Annotated in this window: 20 protein-coding genes and 1 other annotated feature; all 20 genes read left to right on the top strand. The window is 37.8% G+C overall.

From position 1 onward, the window contains the following. Window positions 1-83 precede the first annotated feature (83 nt). Entirely contained in the window at window positions 84-1,184 is a 1,101-nt protein-coding gene (gene spoVE / locus M3175_RS06020) for a stage V sporulation protein E (protein WP_251515888.1), read from the top strand. 204 nt (window positions 1,185-1,388) lie between these two features. After that, window positions 1,389-2,495, top strand: coding sequence for an undecaprenyldiphospho-muramoylpentapeptide beta-N-acetylglucosaminyltransferase (murG, locus tag M3175_RS06015; RefSeq protein WP_251515886.1), 1,107 nt, complete (start codon window positions 1,389-1,391; stop codon window positions 2,493-2,495). A 75-nt stretch (window positions 2,496-2,570) separates the two neighbouring features. Further along, entirely contained in the window at window positions 2,571-3,479 is a 909-nt protein-coding gene (gene murB / locus M3175_RS06010; protein WP_251515884.1) for a UDP-N-acetylmuramate dehydrogenase, read from the top strand. Between the two features lie 164 nt (window positions 3,480-3,643). Then, window positions 3,644-4,438 (top strand): cell division protein FtsQ/DivIB, encoded by a 795-nt coding sequence (locus M3175_RS06005; protein WP_371321666.1) that lies wholly within the window; start codon window positions 3,644-3,646, stop codon window positions 4,436-4,438. Continuing rightward, on the top strand, window positions 4,416-5,117 hold the full coding sequence (locus M3175_RS06000) for a DUF881 domain-containing protein (protein ID WP_251515880.1): 702 nt from the start codon (window positions 4,416-4,418) through the stop codon (window positions 5,115-5,117). Before M3175_RS06005 ends, M3175_RS06000 begins: the two co-directional genes overlap by 23 nt. A 52-nt stretch (window positions 5,118-5,169) precedes the next feature. Beyond that, window positions 5,170-5,898 (top strand): DUF881 domain-containing protein, encoded by a 729-nt coding sequence (locus M3175_RS05995; RefSeq protein ID WP_251515878.1) that lies wholly within the window; start codon window positions 5,170-5,172, stop codon window positions 5,896-5,898. Between the two features lie 2 nt (window positions 5,899-5,900). Further along, complete coding sequence (locus tag M3175_RS05990) at window positions 5,901-6,251, top strand: small basic family protein (RefSeq protein ID WP_119707461.1); 351 nt, start codon at window positions 5,901-5,903, stop codon at window positions 6,249-6,251. Window positions 6,252-6,381: 130 nt separating this feature from the next. Continuing rightward, complete coding sequence (gene ftsA / locus M3175_RS05985) at window positions 6,382-7,665, top strand: cell division protein FtsA (RefSeq protein ID WP_251515876.1); 1,284 nt, start codon at window positions 6,382-6,384, stop codon at window positions 7,663-7,665. A 51-nt stretch (window positions 7,666-7,716) separates the two neighbouring features. Then, on the top strand, window positions 7,717-8,862 hold the full coding sequence (ftsZ, locus tag M3175_RS05980) for a cell division protein FtsZ (RefSeq protein ID WP_251515874.1): 1,146 nt from the start codon (window positions 7,717-7,719) through the stop codon (window positions 8,860-8,862). A gap of 245 nt (window positions 8,863-9,107) precedes the next feature. Then, window positions 9,108-10,046 (top strand): sigma-E processing peptidase SpoIIGA, encoded by a 939-nt coding sequence (spoIIGA, locus tag M3175_RS05975; RefSeq protein WP_251515872.1) that lies wholly within the window; start codon window positions 9,108-9,110, stop codon window positions 10,044-10,046. 44 nt (window positions 10,047-10,090) lie between these two features. Beyond that, on the top strand, window positions 10,091-10,810 hold the full coding sequence (gene sigE, locus M3175_RS05970) for an RNA polymerase sporulation sigma factor SigE (RefSeq protein WP_066053008.1): 720 nt from the start codon (window positions 10,091-10,093) through the stop codon (window positions 10,808-10,810). Window positions 10,811-10,985: 175 nt separating this feature from the next. Further along, entirely contained in the window at window positions 10,986-11,765 is a 780-nt protein-coding gene (gene sigG / locus M3175_RS05965; protein ID WP_119707465.1) for an RNA polymerase sporulation sigma factor SigG, read from the top strand. A gap of 99 nt (window positions 11,766-11,864) precedes the next feature. Then, complete coding sequence (locus tag M3175_RS05960) at window positions 11,865-12,137, top strand: YlmC/YmxH family sporulation protein (protein WP_251515871.1); 273 nt, start codon at window positions 11,865-11,867, stop codon at window positions 12,135-12,137. A gap of 75 nt (window positions 12,138-12,212) precedes the next feature. Continuing rightward, a complete protein-coding gene (gene pgeF / locus M3175_RS05955; RefSeq protein ID WP_251515869.1) occupies window positions 12,213-13,043 on the top strand; it encodes a peptidoglycan editing factor PgeF in 831 nt (276 codons plus the stop codon). Next, window positions 13,040-13,714, top strand: coding sequence for a YggS family pyridoxal phosphate-dependent enzyme (locus M3175_RS05950; protein WP_251515867.1), 675 nt, complete (start codon window positions 13,040-13,042; stop codon window positions 13,712-13,714). The genes pgeF and M3175_RS05950 overlap by 4 nt, the downstream gene beginning before the upstream one ends. 17 nt (window positions 13,715-13,731) lie before the next feature. After that, complete coding sequence (locus M3175_RS05945; RefSeq protein ID WP_251515866.1) at window positions 13,732-14,181, top strand: cell division protein SepF; 450 nt, start codon at window positions 13,732-13,734, stop codon at window positions 14,179-14,181. A gap of 7 nt (window positions 14,182-14,188) precedes the next feature. Beyond that, window positions 14,189-14,452 (top strand): YggT family protein, encoded by a 264-nt coding sequence (locus M3175_RS05940; protein WP_251515864.1) that lies wholly within the window; start codon window positions 14,189-14,191, stop codon window positions 14,450-14,452. A 69-nt stretch (window positions 14,453-14,521) separates the two neighbouring features. Further along, complete coding sequence (locus M3175_RS05935) at window positions 14,522-15,295, top strand: YlmH family RNA-binding protein (protein WP_251516285.1); 774 nt, start codon at window positions 14,522-14,524, stop codon at window positions 15,293-15,295. A gap of 92 nt (window positions 15,296-15,387) precedes the next feature. Next, the gene (locus M3175_RS05930; protein WP_251515862.1) at window positions 15,388-15,909 is read left to right on the top strand and encodes a DivIVA domain-containing protein; all 522 of its coding nucleotides are present in this window, start codon (window positions 15,388-15,390) and stop codon (window positions 15,907-15,909) included. Between the two features lie 46 nt (window positions 15,910-15,955). After that, window positions 15,956-16,192: a binding site (T-box leader), on the top strand. 88 nt (window positions 16,193-16,280) lie between these two features. After that, on the top strand, window positions 16,281-19,052 hold the full coding sequence (gene ileS / locus M3175_RS05925; protein WP_251515860.1) for an isoleucine--tRNA ligase: 2,772 nt from the start codon (window positions 16,281-16,283) through the stop codon (window positions 19,050-19,052). The last annotated feature ends 137 nt before the right edge of the window (window positions 19,053-19,189 follow it).

Here is a 19,189-nt window from a genome sequence, read left to right as displayed (position 1 = left end):
GGAAACTATTGAACGTTAATGGTTTCTAATTAAGGTGTAATCCTCACTGTAAGCCCTAAAACTTGCATTCGAGGTGTGTTCTTTTGCCGACTAAAAAAGCTACTCCAGATCTAATATTATTGATTGTAACATTTACCCTATTAGCGACCGGATTAATTATGGTTTATAGTGCAAGTGCGATTTGGGCTGACTATAAATTTGACGATTCTTTTTATTTTGCCAAACGACAAATGTTGTTTGCTGGGGTCGGAATTGTGGCCATGTTCTTCATAATGAATGTCGATTATTGGACGTGGCGAACTTTCGCAAAAATGATTATAATCATTTGCTTTGTGCTTCTTGTTCTTGTACTCATCCCAGGGATAGGAAATGTAAGAAACGGCTCTCGAAGCTGGATAGGGGTTGGTGCGTTTTCTATTCAGCCTTCAGAGTTTATGAAGCTTGCCATGATTGCATTTTTAGCTAAGTTTCTTTCAGAAAATCAAAAAAAGATCACTTCTTTTAGAAAAGGGCTAATGCCATCCCTTGGTATAGTATTTCTTGCGTTTGGTATGATTATGCTACAGCCAGACTTAGGGACAGGAACGGTGATGGTTGGAACGTCTGTTGTGATGATTTTTATCGCTGGTGCTAGAATTGGGCATTTCGTGGGCTTAGGAATGCTAGGAGTTATTGGGTTTGTGGGGCTTGTTATATCTGCCCCATACCGGATTAAAAGGATTACCTCCTTTTTAGATCCCTGGGAGGATCCACTCGGAAGTGGTTTTCAAATCATTCAGTCTCTTTATGCGATTGGTCCAGGCGGATTATTCGGTTTAGGATTAGGACAAAGTAGACAAAAGTTCTTCTATTTACCTGAACCACAGACCGATTTTATCTTTGCCATCTTGGCTGAGGAATTAGGTTTCATTGGAGGTTCCTTTGTTCTACTTCTATTCGCATTATTGTTATGGAGAGGAATTCGAATTGCACTAGGTGCTCCGGATTTATATGGTAGTTTTTTAGCAGTTGGAATTGTTGCAATGGTCGCTATTCAAGTAATGATTAATGTGGGGGTAGTGACAGGGCTAATGCCGGTTACTGGCATTACTCTTCCGTTTTTGAGCTATGGAGGTTCTTCCTTAACACTCATGCTTATGGCCATTGGGGTGCTACTAAATGTTAGTAAACACTCGAAATTATGAGATAGGTAAGCTTAAGAACCCTGTTATTTTGCAGGGTTCTCTTCTGTTTATTATTAAATTTAGATGACAATCGTTCGTTGTTTTTCGATTTGTCGTTTGAAATATAGTAAAATGGGGTAAAACGTGAGGGTGATTTTTTTCAGATTGCATCATGACTATCATCGAGAATAGTTGATTTTTCAACGTTAAGGAGAGTGGAAAGAATTGCGTATAGTTGTAAGTGGTGGTGGAACCGGGGGTCATATTTATCCGGCTCTAGCCCTAATTAGAGAGATACAAAAGGAACATAAAGATGCTGAGTTTTTATATATCGGTACCGAAAAGGGATTAGAAAACACCATTGTTAGAAGAGAAAATATTCCTTTTCAATCCATACATATTACTGGATTTAAACGTAAGCTTTCAATAGATAATGTGAAAACCGTAATTAGATTCTTAAAGGGTGTTCAGAAAAGTAAGCAATATTTAAAAGAATTTAAAGCAGATGTTGTCATAGGAACGGGCGGGTACGTATGTGGTCCTGTTGTTTATGCTGCTTCTAAGCTGGGGATTCCAACAATCATACATGAACAAAACAGTGTGCCAGGATTAACGAATAAGTTTTTAAGCAGATATGTTGATAAGGTGGCAATTTGTTTTGATGAAGCGAAAAGCTTTTTTCCACAAGAAAAGGTTGTGCTTACAGGGAATCCAAGGGCTTCTGAAGTATTAAATAAGGATGGAATTAAGGGGAAGCTGTCTGTTGGTTTAAAAACAAATGTCCCATCAGTGCTAGTAGTAGGAGGAAGTCGTGGGGCACGACCAATAAATGAAGCGATTTTGAAATCATTATCAGTGCTTAGTGAAAAACCTTATCAGGTATTATATGTAACTGGAGAGGTTCACTATGATGAAGTACTTAAAGAAGTAGAGCTAGTTGGGAATCCTGATAACGTAATTGTTAAGCCTTTTATTCATAATATGCCAGAAGTGCTTGCGGGAATGGATCTAATTGTTGCTCGAGCAGGTGCCACGACCTTAGCGGAATTGACATCCTTAGGAGTACCAAGCATACTAGTTCCTAGCCCTTATGTAACAAACAATCATCAGGAAAAAAATGCTCGTGCCTTAAGTGATCATGGAGCTGCCATTTTGATGCTTGAAAAAGACTTAACGGCTACTAAATTAATAGAGCAAATGGATTCTCTACTACTTCATAAAGAAAGCTTAAAAGCAATGAAGCAAGCAGCATATAAATTAGGGATTCGTGATGCGGCCCAGAGACTGTATAAATTAATGAAGACGTTATTAAAAGAGAGAAACAGTCTATAATGATTCCTTCGATTGTAGCCTAGGTTTAATACGATGCATAAGATAAAATAACTCCGACTGAAAGGGGAGGTAGGAATGATTGGATTAGCTGAAGAATTAAAGCAGTCTAAGATTGGAACGGTTAAAGAAAATGAGCCAATGGCAAATCATACAACGATTAAAATTGGTGGACCTGCAGAACTTTTTGTAGAGCCCACATCAGTAGAGAACTTAGAAACGACCATGAAATTGATCCGAAAGTATAAAGTACAGTGGATTGCTATTGGAAGAGGGTCAAACTTACTTGTGTCTGATCGAGGAATTTCCGGTGTGGTCATTAAGCTTGGTTCAGGATTAGATAAGGTTGAAATAAATGGTACTACACTTACGGTGGGTGGTGGACACTCACTTGTGAGCTTGGCAACCTCAATCAGTAGAAAAGGGTTTTCAGGATTAGAGTTTGCTAGTGGGATCCCAGGGTCTGTCGGTGGTGCAGTGTTCATGAACGCGGGGGCCCACGGATCTGATATTTCAAAGATACTTGATAAAGCTCTCGTACTATTTGAAGACGGTACATTAGAATGGGTTTCTAACGAAGAAATGGAATTTTCCTATCGAACTTCTGTACTGCAAAAGAAACGTCCAGGCGTTGTTGTTGAAGCCGTTTTTTCTCTGAAAGAAGGAAACAAGGATTCGATTTTCAGTGAAATGCAAAAGAACAAGGACTACCGTAAAGAGACCCAGCCTTGGAATTTTCCATGTGCGGGTAGTATTTTCAGAAATCCACTGCCAAATTATGCAGGTAAGTTGATTGAGGTCGCGGGTCTAAAGGGTTACCAAATCGGTGGGGCAAAGATATCAGAAATGCATGGGAATTTCATCGTAAATACGGGTAATGCAAAGGCAGACGATGTTTTACAGTTAATTCAGCATGTCAAAGATACAATATATGACTTGTATGAAGTAAAAATGGAAACAGAAGTTGAAATAATAGGAATAAAATAGGATGAATGTCCCCCTTACAAAGTATCAGTATATGATATAATAAATACTTGGGAAATTACTTATTACCTAAAAAATAACGGCATGATTCCTCGTGCCGTTGTTTTCACTTTTAAAAAAATATTGGTTTATCTGTTTTTTACACAAAATATATTTAATTGGTGGAGGTGATTGGATTGGATCAGGGGAAAATAGTCTCGATAGAAGAACGGATTCCCAAGCTGAAACAACAAAGACGAAAAAAGGCTAATAGAAGATTGGTCACTTTATTAAGTTTATTCTTCTTGTTAATCGTTTGTGTCGTTTATTTCCAATCACCGTTGAGCCATATAAAAAAAATAAGTGTGACTGGTAATGACTTATACAAGGCTGAGCATCTAGTGGAAAACAGTGGCTTGTCCACTGGGATGAATATTTGGAAGCTCGATAAAAAAGAAGTGGAAAAGGAAATAGAAAAGCTTCCGGAAATAAAATCAGCAACAGTAAAATGGTCATTCCCTAATAATGTATTAATTACTGTAAAGGAATATGATCGGATTGCAGTTATTGCAACAGAAAATTCGTTTATCCCTGTATTAGAGAATGGTGAAATACTAGAGGATGAAGGAATTACGACCACGCCTTCTAACGCTCCAATATTAATTGGTTTTACAGAAGGTGAGATTCTTGAAGAAATGGTTGGTAGCTTGAAAGAGCTCCCTTTTGAAATTCTTTATTCCATTTCTGAAGTAAACTACACACCGAAAGAAACGGATCGTTTCCATATTTCTTTATACATGAATGATGGAAATGAAGTCAGTGCATCTTTACGGAGCTTTTCAAAGAAAATGATACATTACCCTTCCATCGTGAGTCAGTTAGATCCGTCACAAAAGGGAGTCATTGATTTAGAGGTTGGTTCGTATTTTAATCCATACGAATCAGGAGGAGTTGAAACAAGTGAAGAAGAGGGTGAAGGGTAAACATGTTATCCTCTCGTTAGTTTTCCTTGTATTAGGATATATGGTGTCTTTTTCTTACCACTTAACTAAACAGGAAAAGGCACAAAACACGATATCGGACAAGCAGTGGAATCGAGATTTAGAGCTTCGCAATCAGTTGATTGCTCAGGAAGAAAGAAACCGAGAACTTCAAAATGAGTTAAAGGAAAAGCAAGATAAAATTGTTAGGATTGAAGAAGAGTTAGCAAAGGAAGAACAAGTATTCTTCAATCTTGCGGAAGACGCAGAGAAATATCGTATGTTTGTAGGGAAAGTTAAGGTAAAAGGGAAGGGAGTAGAAGTGTCCCTTGCTGATGGTGACTACAATCCAAATGAAGAAAACATTAATAACTATATTGTTCATGAACATCATGTTTTTAAAGTGATCAATGAGTTATATATATCGGGTGCTGCGGCAATTGCGATAAATGGGCAAAGGCTTACGCATAATTCCTATATTCTTTGTAATGGACCTGTGATTGAAGTGGATGGATATCAGCATCCTGCTCCATTCGTAATTACAGCTATTGGTGATCCTGATGTGATGACCTCTGCTTTGAATATAACAGGTGGAATTAAAGATATGCTTGTAAGTGACAATATTGAAGTAACGATCCAGAAAAAAGAAGAAGTGATATTAGATCCACTATTAGGAACTTAACTCATTTGCAAGTTTTGTCCACAAATATTGTAGAAAGCTAGGTGATTATTGCGTGGACAGAAAGAAAATAAATAGCTTGGTAATCATCGGGGTGATTGTAGGCTTTATGCTTGCTATCCAATTTCAAACTGTCTCTAAGCCAGAGGTAAGAGACACAAGGGATACATGGCAGCTTCGTGAAGACTTAGTGAAGGAAAAGGAGCTTCAATCCCGACTGATTAAAGAAATTCGTTCAAATGAAGAAAAATTGAACGAATACGAAACGGAAAGGGAGCAGGGCAAGGAAAGTACATTAAGGAATACTCTAGAGGAATTAAAGCAAGAAGCAGGACTAACGGAGTTGTCTGGACCAGGTTTAACAATTTACATAGAACAATTGAATGAAGAATTGATCATAGGGACTTCAGGAGCTACGCTTTCAGCGGACCTATTAGAACGACTACTTAATGAATTAAATATGTATGGCGCAAAACATGTTTCGGTCGGAGGTCAAAGGGTGATTAATACAACCGTTGTCCGTGATATCAATGGCGAAACGAAAATAAACGGACGTTCCTTAACACAATTCCCTATTGAAATCATCGTTTTAACGGAGGATTTTACCGTTGCTGAAAAGCTGTACAACCAAATGCAGGTTTCTAAATCAGCAGAAGAATTCTTTATCGATAATCTAACAGTTACCATAAAGAAGCCCGAGCTTTCCATTACTGTACCAGCCTTTGAAGATTCCATTCGAATTAGAGGTATGGAGCAAGTAAAATCTGACAAAGGAGATAGTTAATCATGTGGCTTCCCCTTTTAGGATTAATAATTGGAGTCGTCTTAGGTCTATTAACCGATATATCTGTTCCTGAGGAATATTCTAATTATCTATCCATCGCCGTACTAGCTGCCCTTGATACTTTATTCGGGGGAATTAGGGCGCATTTGCAAAATATATATGACGAAAAGGTTTTTGTTTCCGGTTTTTTCTTTAATATTATTCTTGCTGCAAGTTTAGCTTTTCTAGGTGTTCATCTTGGTGTAGACTTGTATTTAGCAGCAGTTTTTGCCTTTGGAGTTAGGCTGTTTCAAAATATAGCCGTTATTCGAAGAATTTTATTAACAAAATGGTCTACAAGTAAAGAAAAATAGAAAAAATTTGTATATTTTAAAAGGGAATATATTAATTTTGCCGAATAATTTTATAGATACAATATTATACGGGCTGAAAACACGGAAATTGTTGTTCAATTTTTTGAATTGTTAAAGGAGGTGCCAAAGAATGAACAGCAATGAAATATATGTAAGTCTTGACATCGGTACATCCAGTGTAAAAGTGATCATTGGGGAAATGGTCAATGACTCTTTGAATATTATTGGTGTTGGCAATGTTAAATCCGAAGGGCTCAGAAAAGGATCCATTGTTGATATAGATGAAACCGTTCATTCTATTAGAAAGGCAATAGAACAAGCTGAGAGAATGATAGGCATGGAAATTAATAAGGTAATTGTTGGTGTAACTGGTAATCATGTGATGTTACAGCCATGTCATGGTGTAGTAGCTGTTTCTAGTGAAAACCGTGAAATTACCAACGATGATGTAGCTCGAGTAATTGATGCAGCACAAGTAATTTCTATTCCTCCTGAGCGTGAGATTATTGATGTCATTCCCAAGCAATTTATTGTTGATGGACTAGATGAAATTAATGATCCTCGGGGAATGATAGGTGTAAGGCTAGAAATGGAAGGAACGATAATTACAGGTTCTAAAACGATTTTACATAATACTCTTCGATGCGTAGAACGTTCTGGATTAGAAATCCTTGATATTACTTTACAACCACTAGCTTCTGGTGCCTTTGCACTCTCAAAGGATGAAAAAAACTTAGGGGTGGCACTCGTTGATATAGGTGGAGGGTCAACAACCATAAGTGTCTTTGAACAAGGCTTCTTACGAGCAACAAGTGTACTTCCAGTTGGTGGAGATCATATAACAAAAGATATCTCGATTGGTCTTCGCACATCTACTGAAGATGCTGAGAAAATAAAAACGAAACATGGACATGCCTTTTATGACCATGCTTCCGAGGAAGAAGTATTTAGCGTACCGATTATCGGTAGTGATCAGCATCAACAATTTAATCAGCTTGAAGTTTCTGACATTATTGAAGCTAGAATGGAAGAGATTTTCGACCTTATTCAAAATGAAATTAGACGTTTGGGGATTCGTGATTTACCTGGTGGTTATGTGTTGTCAGGTGGAGTTGCAAACACCCAAGGAATTCTTGAATTAGCTCAAGTGGTTTTCCAAAACCGAGTACGGATTGCCATTCCGGATTATATTGGAGTGCGTGAACCACAATACACGACTGCTGTCGGTTTAATAAAATTCGCTTATAAAAATGCTAAAATACAAGGTCGGTCTATTGGTAACAGTACGGCTGCCTCTGAAACAAAGGAAAAAAGAGTTCAAAAGCAGCCACAACCAAAAGCTAAACCGGACAAGCAGCCGGAAGAAAAAATGACATCACGAGTGAAAAAATTCCTTGGTTACTTTTTTGAATAGTGTTTTCAATTGACCGCTACCAGGAATATCGACGAATTAGGAGGATACGTCATGTTGGAATTTGATACAAATTTAGATTCATTGGCAACTATAAAAGTAATCGGCGTTGGTGGAGGCGGAAATAATGCTGTTAATCGTATGATTGAGCATGGCGTCCAGGGTGTCGAGTTTATTGCTGTAAATACAGATGCTCAGGCATTGAATTTATCGAAGGCAGAAACTAGAATGCAAATTGGGGGAAAGCTTACTCGCGGACTTGGTGCAGGAGCAAACCCTGAAGTTGGAAAAAAAGCAGCTGAAGAAAGTAGAGAACAAATTGAAGAAGTGTTAGCTGGAGCGGATATGGTTTTCGTAACAGCTGGAATGGGTGGCGGAACTGGAACAGGAGCTGCGCCAGTCATTGCTCAAATCGCACGTGAGTTAGGAGCATTAACAGTAGGTGTTGTAACAAGACCATTTACGTTTGAAGGTAGAAAGCGTTCGACTCAAGCTCAAGGCGGAATTTCCTCAATGAAGGAAGCGGTTGATACACTTATTGTGATTCCAAACGATCGTCTTCTTGAAATTGTGGATAAGAGTACGCCAATGCTTGAAGCTTTCCGTGAGGCTGACAACGTACTTCGTCAAGGGGTTCAAGGTATTTCTGACCTTATTGCCACACCAGGACTGATCAACTTAGACTTTGCAGACGTAAAGACAATTATGTCTAACAAAGGCTCAGCTCTTATGGGAATTGGTGTAGCTGCAGGAGAAAACCGTGCAACAGAAGCAGCGAAAAAAGCCATTTCTTCTCCGCTGCTAGAAAAGTCCATTGATGGAGCTCAAGGTGTCTTGATGAACATTACTGGTGGGTCAAACTTAAGTTTATATGAAGTGCAAGAAGCAGCAGACATTGTTGCTTCAGCTTCAGACCAAGAAGTCAATATGATCTTTGGTTCAGTAATCAATGATAATTTAAAGGATGAGATTGTTGTAACAGTTATTGCGACTGGATTCAACGAAGATATTTCTCAACCAAAACCAACAAATCGTCCATCATTTGGTCAGCAAAAACAATCAGTTGCACCAACAAAGCCACAAAGAGAAATCATTCGTGAAGAGGAGTACAATGAACCTGTACGACCAACTACTTCACACAGCAGTGACGATACATTAGATATTCCTACGTTCTTACGTAATCGTAATAGAAGACGATAGGTAATCCCTATCAATACAAAAAGCAGAATTCGTTTAGAATTCTGCTTTTTATTTTAGTTTAAAAGGAAAAAAACTATTTTCCTAACCTGAAATGAGAAATTTTGACAAAAAACGGTGGGATTTGTGAAAATCTCTTCTTTTTTATGTACATAAAGTGACACACTTCCAACATCTATGTACGTTATACTTTTTCATAACAGAATAATAGATTGAAAAAGGAGAAAAAAGAGCAAGGAGGAAAGTCTTTGACCCTATATTTAGATGTGATTTGGCTGCTAAATCTCCTTTTCGATACGTTACTTCTTTATTTAACTGCCATAATAGTAAAAAGAGAGTATAAGATTTGGAGACTGTTTTGTGGAGGACTCATCGGATCCTTCATTATTATATTGGCTTTTACTCCTTTTCAGAATTATTCTGGTCATCCTATTGTGAAATTAGCATTTTCTTTAGTGATGGTTCTCGTAACCTTTGGATACAAAAGATTACGTACCTTCATACGAACGACGATGACCTTCTATTTCGTTACCTTTTTGGTAGGTGGTGCACTTATAGGGGTTCATTATTTCGTTCAGTTTGATAATCAATTGACCTCTTCTGTGTTAATAGGAAGTGTAAAGGGATTTGGTGATCCGATTAGTTGGTTTTTTGTTCTCATTGGCTTTCCAATTGCATGGCATTTTTCTAGATCAAATATTGAACAATTTGAAATGACAAAAATTCAATTTGATCAAATGGTTTCTATTCGCATTCAGATTGGAGAAAGCCAATTCACATGTAAAGGTCTTGTTGATAGTGGGAATCAACTTTACGATCCTCTTACGAAAATGCCTGTTATGTTTGTCTCTGTCTATAACCAATTAGACAGTATTCCTGAATCCATTAAGATACTTTCAAGTGAGAAGGACGAAATCATTTATGGAAACGCCTCTCTTCCAACTGAATGGGAAAATAAGCTCCGAATTATCCCTTATAAAGTAGTGGGACAAGATCATCAGCTTATCATTGCTATTAAGCCTGACCAACTTCAAATTGAAACGGAAGAAAATATTATTCATGTGGACAAAGGATTAGTTTCCTTTACAACCCAGCAGCTTTCCTCTGACGATACGTTTCAATGTATTGTTCATCCAAAGATGGTAACAGGTGTCGCAAAGGTGAAATCAGATGTAAAGGTAAGTTAATAATACTATACTCAGAAAAACACAAATTAGAAGGAGGACAACTCATGAAAAGTATAAAACTTCGACTTTCTTATTACTGGTATAAATTATTAATTAAGCTAGGACTCAAGACAGATGAGGTCTTCTATATAGGTGGAAGTGAGGCGTTGCCTCCTCCATTATCAAAAGAAGAAGAGGAAGTGTTGCTTCAAAAGCTTCCGAGCGGGGATAAAGCGGCGAGGTCCATCCTTATTGAGAGAAACTTACGACTTGTCGTATATATAGCTAGAAAATTCGAAAATACTGGTATTAATATTGAGGATTTAATTAGTATCGGGACAATAGGTTTAATCAAGGCAGTTAACACGTTTAATCCCGAAAAGAAAATTAAGCTTGCTACATATGCATCGAGATGTATCGAGAATGAAATACTCATGTACTTACGGAGAAATAATAAAATTCGTTCAGAAGTTTCCTTTGATGAGCCCCTGAACATTGATTGGGACGGAAACGAACTGTTATTGTCCGATGTATTAGGAACAGAAGAAGACATTATTACAAAAGACTTGGAAGCCAATGTCGATAAAAAGCTTTTATTAAAAGCATTGCATCAGTTGAATGACCGTGAAAAACAAATCATGGAACTCAGATTCGGATTAGGTACAGGGGAAGAAAAAACCCAAAAAGATGTCGCTGACATGCTTGGTATATCACAATCATATATTTCAAGGCTTGAAAAAAGGATTATTAAAAGACTGAAGAAAGAGTTTAATAAAATGGTTTAGATTGATTCTTTGTAAAAAGAAAAAATTTTTATGATAAAATTATCTCTGTAATACCTTGTCCTACAGACATTTATAGGAAATTCTAAGGATGCATGTCCATTTTGGATGTGCATATTTTTCCTTCTCGGGGAGATACTGTTTTTTGTACAGCAGCTCCTGTGAGGAGGGAAAAGAATTGACTCGTAATAAAGTTGAAATTTGCGGTGTTGATACATCTAAGTTACCTGTTTTAAAAAATGAAGAAATGCGTTTGCTATTTAAAGAAATGCAAGCCGGGGATATAACAGCCCGAGAAAAGCTCGTGAATGGAAACTTACGTCTTGTGTTAAGTGTCATTCAGCGATTTAACAATCGTGGTGAGTTTGTTGATGACCTTTTTCAAGTTGGGTGTATCGGGTTGATGAAATCAATTGATAATTTTGACCTTGGTCAAAACGTAAAATTCTCTACTTATGCTGTTCCAATGATAATCGGAGAAATCCGACGATACTTAAGAGATAACAACCCCATTCGTGTGTCTCGTTCTTTAAGGGATATTGCGTACAAGGCGTTACAAGTTCGAGAAAAACTAATGAGTGAGACGTCAAAGGAGCCAACTGCTGAAGAAATCGCAAAAGTACTAGATGTTTCTCATGAAGAAATCGTATTTGCTTTAGATGCCATTCAAGATCCAGTTTCGTTATTTGAGCCAATCTATAACGACGGAGGAGATCCAATCTATGTAATGGATCAACTGAGCGATGAGCGTAACAAGGATGTTCAATGGATAGAGGAAATTGCTTTAAAAGAGGGAATGAGACGTCTAAACGAAAGAGAAAAGCTCATTCTAAGAAAGCGATTCTTCCAAGGAAAAACACAAATGGAAGTCGCCGAAGAAATTGGAATCTCCCAAGCACAAGTATCCAGATTAGAAAAAGCTGCTATTAAACAAATGAATAAAAACATACAAACATAAACTACCGAATCTTCTCGGTAGTTTTTTTGTATAAAACAATCATGAATTCTCCTCCCATCTTCATATATTTAACTATCGAATAGTCGGGAGTGAAATGTGATGGTGAAAATATCAGAATTCCAAATTAAAGATGTGGTCAATGTTGCAGATGGCAAAAAATTAGGGAATATTAGTGATATAGAAATAAACTTATCAAACGGTAAAATTGAGGCCATTATTGTAAGTGGTAACGGACGGATGTTAGGCTTCTTTGGAAAAGAAGAAGAGATTATTATCTCTTGGAGAAATATCCTTAAAATCGGAGAGGATGTCATTTTAGTTCGTTACAGAGGGTTTAGTGAAGGGCAATACGATGAAGCAGAGGCCAAGTAAGCCTGAATTGACTGGGAGTATACTACGAATTATGGTAAACTATAGAAAAATCAACAAATAATTGAGGTTTTTATAATGGAACCATTTATTCTAAAAGAGACGTCTCATTTTATCATAAAAGATTGGACCGATCGTTTCGATGGACTTATTGCGGGTTTTACCACGAAAAATGGTGGGCAAAGCAGAAATCCATTCTCAACATTAAATACAGGTTTTCATGTTGGAGATCAAGAAAAGGATGTTTGCTTAAACCGAGAAATCTTGTCAAAAAGCACTGGTATCCCTTTAACTCATTGGGTAGGTGCCGAGCAGACGCATGATGTACGTGTTAAAAAAGTCTCGATACATGACCGTGGACTTGGTTCAAATTCATATGCTGATGCTTTCAGGGGTACCGATGCTTTCTTTACTTATGAAAAAAACCTGCTTTTAACTTTGTGCTTTGCTGACTGTGTTCCGCTCTATTTTATTGCTCCCAAATACGAAGCAATTGCGATTGCCCATGCAGGGTGGAAAGGGACAGTAGGAGGGATCGCTAAAGAAGTGATATCCGTATTTAAGAACGAAAATATTCCATTTTCGGAAATTTTCGCAGTAATTGGCCCCTCCATTTGCGAAAAATGTTATATTGTAGATGATAAAGTCATTTCATATGTGGAAAATTTAGTGGAAGATGTCGAAAAAAAACCATATAATCGAATCAAAGATAACCAATACCACTTAAACTTAAAAGAGTTAAATAAACTCATCCTCCTCAAAGCAGGATTGAGTGAGGCAAACATTCAAGTAACTGATTTATGTACGAGCTGTGATTCGGATTATTTTTTCTCGCACCGAAGAGACAAGGGGAAAACGGGTCGGATGATGAGTTTTATTGGTTGGAAGGAGGAGCAATCGAGAGAATGAGAGTAAGTGACAATCTACGTATGCTCCAGGATAAGGTAAATGTGGCATGTCAAAGGAGCAAAAGAGCGCCAGATGAAGTAAAAATCATTGCTGTAACAAAATATGTAACGACAGAAAGAGCGTTAGAGGCATTAGAATGTGGGGTAACACATCTTGGTGAAAACCGAGATGAAGGTCTTCTTGAAAAATGGAATACTTTAGGGGACAAGCCTACCTGGCATTTTATCGGAACTCTTCAAACAAGAAAGGTAAAAAATATCATAGATAAAGTCGATTACATTCACTCATTAGATCGTGAGTCCTTGGCAAAGGAGATTCATGTTCGAGCCGGAGATAGAACGATTTCTTGCTTCGTACAGGTGAATGCGTCAGGTGAAGAATCAAAACATGGATTAACTCCAGAAATGGTGGTACCATTTATAAAGGAATTAGAAAAATTCCCTAAAATAAGAGTAGAAGGGCTAATGACGATGGCTCCCTTTACGGAGGACGATGCAATCATCAGACAATGCTTTCAAACGTTAAAAAAACTTCAGCTCGATATTCAACATTTAAATCTACCTTATGCTCCTTGTATGGAGCTTTCAATGGGTATGTCTAATGATTTTGAAATTGCCATTGAAGAAGGGGCTACGATGATACGAATTGGCACCGCTTTAGTGGGCGAATAGTGTGGGAGGTGTAATGAATGAGTCTTAAATCAAAATTTAAAACGTTCTTTTTTCTAGATGATGAATATGAGTATGAAGAAGAGGAATACGAGGCTCCAGCAGCAAAGCCGCAAAGACAACCACAACAACAGCAACAAAGTGTGTCTCCAAAACATAATGTGGTAAGTTTGCAGAGTGTTCAAAAATCTTCAAAGGTTGTTTTAATTGAACCGAGAGTGTATGCAGAAGCGCAAGAAATAGCGGATCAGTTGAAAAATCGTCGGGCAGTTGTTGTGAATTTACACAGAATTGAACGTGACCAAGCAAAACGGATTGTTGATTTTTTAAGTGGTACGGTGTATGCCATCGGTGGAGATATTCAAAAGATTGGTGCAGAAATTTTCTTATGTACACCTGATAATGTGGAGGTTTCAGGCAATATCTCACAACTTATGCAAGAAACAGAATACGAAGATACGAGGTGGTAATACGTAAATGGATTTACTTTTATCAATATTAATTCGAGTGATTGATATCTACTCATGGGCTTTAATTATTTATATTCTTATGTCATGGTTTCCAAATGCAAGGGAAACCGGTATCGGGCAATTTTTAGCAAGAATTTGTGAACCGTATTTAGAGCCGTTCCGAAGAATTATTCCTCCGATCGGTGGAATGATTGATATTTCCCCGATTGTTGGTATTTTTGTTTTAAAATTGGCATCAACAGGCTTATATACGTTATTTGGTTGGTTTTAGCTAAAAGGGGCATAAATGCCCCTTTTTTGCACTTTCATATCTTTATATTGGATAGGAGATTGAATGAATATGGATTTGCATCAGCACTTCCGACGTGAAGAGCATAGTTTTGTTGATCAAGTAATGAGTTGGAAGGAACAGGTAGAGAGTAACTATGCTCCCAAGCTAACGGACTTCCTTGATCCGAGAGAGCAGAAAATTGTCGAGATGATCATTGGAGTGAATTCGGAGGTAAAGGTTCAATTTTTTGGTGGTGCAGAGCAGGTGGAAAGAAAGAGAGCCTTTATTTATCCAGATTATTATTCTGTAGAGAAAGAGGATTTCCAAATATCCCTATATGAGTTGATCTACCCAAATAAGTTTGTATCTATTGAGCATCGGCAAATATTAGGTAGCATGATGTCGCTTGGACTTAAAAGAGGGAAATTCGGAGACATCCTTATAGAAGAGGAAACCATTCAGCTCTTTGTTGCCAATGAAGTTAGCGATTATATTTCCATGCAGCTTGAGTCAGTAGGACGTTCGAAAGTAAGCTTAAAAGAGCGGCGGCTCAACGAAGCGATTCAAATGAAGGAACAATGGAATGAGTACACGACCACCGTTTCTTCCCTGAGATTAGACGCTATTATATCGGCTACTCATAATATTTCACGTCAGAAATCACAAACATTAATTGCAGGTGGAGTAGTGAAAGTGAATTGGATGACCATTGAGAATCCCTCCTTTGAATGTAAGGAAGACGATGTATTATCAGTAAGAGGATTTGGAAGAGCAAAGCTTTCTTCCATCGATGGGAAGACAAAAAAAGATAAATGGCGAATTGTTGTAGAAAAACATCAATAATTTATAAAAAATTTGCAGGATTTTAAAAGTACTTGTCGAATATCTGTTACAATGAATAGTACATACTATTAAGCAATTGGAGGTGGCTTATAATGCCATTAACACCGTTAGACATACATAACAAGGAATTTACAAAAGGATTCCGTGGTTACGATGAAGATGAAGTAAATGAGTTTCTAGACCAAGTTATCAAGGACTATGAGCTGATTATTCGAGAAAAGAAAGAACTTGATGAACGATTAAACGATATGAATGAGCGTTTAACTCATTTTTCGAATATTGAAGAAACCTTAAATAAATCCATTGTTGTAGCTCAAGAAGCAGCGGAAGAGCTTAAGCGTAATGCTCAAAAAGAAGCTAAGCTAATTATCAGAGAAGCGGAGAAAAACGCGGATCGCATTGTAAATGAATCCCTCTCTAAAGCACGTAAAATTGCTTTAGAAATTGAGGATCTGAAGAAGCAATCCAAAGTGTTTAGAACTCGCTTTAAAATGCTTATTGAAGCACAGCTGGATATGCTTAATAACGATGATTGGGATCATCTCTTACAATATGAGCTTGATTCAGCAGAATTAAAATCTGCAAATTTAAAAGAAGAAGATTCATTGGCTTGACGAAAAGCGGTTTCTTCGAATATAATTTTTTAACAAGTAAAAATTGTATGTTGCGATGACAGGGATAGTAGAATTTATCAATGCTTTTTCTAGCGAGTTAACAGGTGGTGGGAGGTTAACAAAAGCGATAAGTTTGAATATCACCCTTGAGTACCAAGCTGAACATCCATTAGGAATAGTAAGCTTTGGCGTCTAAATTCACGTTACGAATTTTAGAGCGGATGGGTTTTTAGCCTATCTACTAGGGTGGTACCGCGGGAATATAAGCCTTCTCGTCCCTTTTTGGGATGAGAGGGCTTTTTTGTATTTATTTTTACTAATAACTGGTAACAATGAAGCTAGATGAGGAAGATTTAGGAGGAAGTTTTAAAATGGATTATAAAGATACATTATTGATGCCGCAAACGGAATTTCCAATGCGCGGAAATTTGCCAAAGCGTGAACCAGAGATTCAAGAAAAGTGGAACCAACTAGATATTTATTCTTTAGTTCAAGATCGTACGAAGGATCGTCCGATGTTTGTTCTTCATGATGGACCTCCGTATGCAAACGGAGATATTCACATGGGGCACGCATTAAATAAAATCCTAAAGGACTTTATTGTACGTTATAAATCAATGAGTGGATACAACGCACCATATGTTCCTGGTTGGGATACTCATGGGCTACCTATCGAGCAAGCTTTAACAAATAAGGGTGTAAAACGCAAGGAACTTACAGTAGCGGAATTTCGTAAGCTTTGTGAAGAGTATGCTTTAGGTCAAATTGATTCTCAGCGTACTCAGTTTAAGCGTTTAGGTGTTCGTGGTGATTGGGAGAATCCTTATATCACTCTTGATCCAGCATATGAAGCACAGCAAATCAAAGTATTTGGTGAAATGGCAAAGAAAGGCTATATCTATAAAGGATTAAAGCCGGTATACTGGTCACCTTCTAGTGAATCAGCTTTAGCAGAAGCAGAAATTGAATACCAAGATAAAAAGTCAGCTTCTATTTTTGTTAGTTTCCCTGTTCAAGATGGTAAGGGTGTCCTTGATGCGGATACGGAAATCGTTATCTGGACAACAACACCATGGACCATTCCGGCAAACCTTGGGATTTCCGTTCACCCAACATTAAATTATGTTGTGGCTCAAGTGAATAATAAAAAGTACGTTGTGGCTGAAGAGCTTTTGGAAGCAGTCACAAAAGAAATTGGATGGGAAGAAGTAACAGTAGTAAAGACGGTGAAAGGCCAAGAGCTAGAACATATTTTAGCGAAGCATCCTTTATATGATCGTACGTCTTTAGTTATGCTAGGGGAACATGTTACAACAGACGCAGGAACGGGCTGTGTTCATACAGCTCCAGGACATGGGGAAGATGACTTCCATGTAGGTCAAAAATACGGTTTAGACGTTCTTTGTCCAGTTGATGATAAAGGGGTTATGACGAAGGAAGCGGTTGGATTCGAAGGACTTTTCTATGATACAGCAAATAAGCCAATTACAGAAAAGCTTCAAGAAGTGGGTGCTTTATTAAAGCTAACATTCATTACTCACTCTTATCCGCATGACTGGAGAACAAAGAAACCAGTTATTTTCCGCGCAACAGCTCAGTGGTTTGCTTCAATTAAAGACTTCCGTGAAGACTTGTTGGAAGCTGTTAAGGAAACGAAGTGGGTTCCAGCTTGGGGAGAAACTCGTCTATTCAATATGGTACGTGACCGTGGAGACTGGTGTATTTCTCGTCAGCGTGTATGGGGTGTTCCTATTCCTGTATTTTATGGTGAAGACGGAGAACCAATTATCACGGATGAAACAATCGAACATGTATCACAATTATTCCGTGAACATGGGTCAAATATTTGGTTTGAAAGAGATGCAAAAGATCTTTTACCTGAAGGCTTTACACATCCATCAAGTCCAAATGGAAAATTCACAAAAGAAACTGATATTATGGATGTTTGGTTTGATTCTGGTTCTTCTCATCAAGCTGTTCTAGAAGAGAGAAGCGATTTACAAAGACCGGCGGATCTTTATCTTGAAGGATCTGACCAATACCGTGGATGGTTCAACTCTTCATTATCTACAGGAGTAGCTGTAACAGGTAAAGCTCCATATAAAGGAGTACTAAGCCATGGTTTCGCCCTTGATGGTGAAGGGAGAAAGATGAGTAAATCAATTGGTAATGTTGTTGTTCCTGCAAAGGTAATGGATCAGCTAGGTGCAGATATTTTACGTCTATGGGTAGCATCAGTGGATTATCAATCAGATGTTCGTGTGTCGGACGCTATCTTAAAGCAAGTAGCTGAAGTATACCGTAAGATTCGTAACACATTCCGATTCTTACTAGGTAATTTAGCAGACTTTAACCCTGCTACCGACAAAGTAGAATTTGATAATCTTCGTGAAGTAGATCAGTTCATGTTGGTGAAACTAAACAAGTTAATTAAATCTGTGACAAAGTCATATGAAGAATACGAATTTGCAAGCATTTACCATGCAATTAATAACTTCTGTACACTTGACCTAAGTGCATTCTACCTTGACTTTGCAAAGGACGTTCTATATATTGAGGCTAAGAATCACTACGAGCGCCGTGCAATTCAAACGGTCCTATATGAAAGCCTATTAGCATTAACAAAATTATCAGCACCGATTCTTTCTCACACGGCTGATGAGGTTTGGGCATACATTCCAAATGTCGAGGAAAAGAGCGTTCAATTAACTGATATGCCTTCATACGTTGACCTGCCTAATGCAAAGCAACTTGAAGAAAAATGGACGAAATTCATGAAGGTTCGTGATGATGTTCTCAAAGCTTTAGAAGAAGCACGTAATGCAAAGGTAATCGGGAAATCATTAACTGCAAAAATTAGCTTGTATGCAACAGGGGAAACAAAGGAACTATTACAGTCTGTTAAAGAAAACCTTCAACAATTATTTATTGTGTCTGGTTTTGAATTAGCGGGAGATATGGATTCAGCGCCTGCGGAAGCTGTAAAGCTTGAAACAGCTGCGATTGTCGTTTCAAAAGCTGAAGGTGAAACTTGTGAACGTTGCTGGACGGTAACAACTGAAGTTGGCAAAGTAGAGGACCACCCAACCCTTTGTCCACGTTGTGCAGATGTAGTAAAAGAAAACTACAGCCATCTTGTATAAAAAATGGAAGAACTCTCTGGATTTCCGGAGGGTTTTTCCTGTGTTTAGGGAATATGTATGAGTAATTATTCCACTTTCGTCAATGATTGTTTTCGTTGTTAAATGTTGTTCGTGTCGAATCGTGTCCATCGCGATAT

The organism is Robertmurraya korlensis (genome assembly GCF_023715225.1).
In the GTDB taxonomy this organism is placed as follows: Bacteria; Bacillota; Bacilli; order Bacillales; family Cytobacillaceae; genus Robertmurraya_A.
The sequence above is the reverse complement of the archived record's forward strand: the minus strand, read 5'-3'. Positions and strand labels throughout refer to the sequence as shown.

Bases quoted from the DNA above. Each gene is read 5' to 3' on its own strand.
- murB (WP_251515884.1), top strand. From the start codon at position 2,571: ATGATTGGATTAGCTGAAGAATTAAAGCAGTCTAAGATTGGAACGGTT.
- M3175_RS05990 (WP_119707461.1), top strand. From the start codon at position 5,901: ATGTGGCTTCCCCTTTTAGGATTAATAATTGGAGTCGTCTTAGGTCTA.
- ftsA (WP_251515876.1), top strand. From the start codon at position 6,382: ATGAACAGCAATGAAATATATGTAAGTCTTGACATCGGTACATCCAGT.
- ftsZ (WP_251515874.1), top strand. From the start codon at position 7,717: ATGTTGGAATTTGATACAAATTTAGATTCATTGGCAACTATAAAAGTA.
- sigE (WP_066053008.1), top strand. From the start codon at position 10,091: ATGAAAAGTATAAAACTTCGACTTTCTTATTACTGGTATAAATTATTA.
- M3175_RS05960 (WP_251515871.1), top strand. From the start codon at position 11,865: ATGGTGAAAATATCAGAATTCCAAATTAAAGATGTGGTCAATGTTGCA.
- pgeF (WP_251515869.1), top strand. From the start codon at position 12,213: ATGGAACCATTTATTCTAAAAGAGACGTCTCATTTTATCATAAAAGAT.
- M3175_RS05950 (WP_251515867.1), top strand. From the start codon at position 13,040: ATGAGAGTAAGTGACAATCTACGTATGCTCCAGGATAAGGTAAATGTG.
- M3175_RS05945 (WP_251515866.1), top strand. From the start codon at position 13,732: ATGAGTCTTAAATCAAAATTTAAAACGTTCTTTTTTCTAGATGATGAA.
- M3175_RS05940 (WP_251515864.1), top strand. From the start codon at position 14,189: ATGGATTTACTTTTATCAATATTAATTCGAGTGATTGATATCTACTCA.
- M3175_RS05935 (WP_251516285.1), top strand. From the start codon at position 14,522: ATGGATTTGCATCAGCACTTCCGACGTGAAGAGCATAGTTTTGTTGAT.
- M3175_RS05930 (WP_251515862.1), top strand. From the start codon at position 15,388: ATGCCATTAACACCGTTAGACATACATAACAAGGAATTTACAAAAGGA.
- ileS (WP_251515860.1), top strand. From the start codon at position 16,281: ATGGATTATAAAGATACATTATTGATGCCGCAAACGGAATTTCCAATG.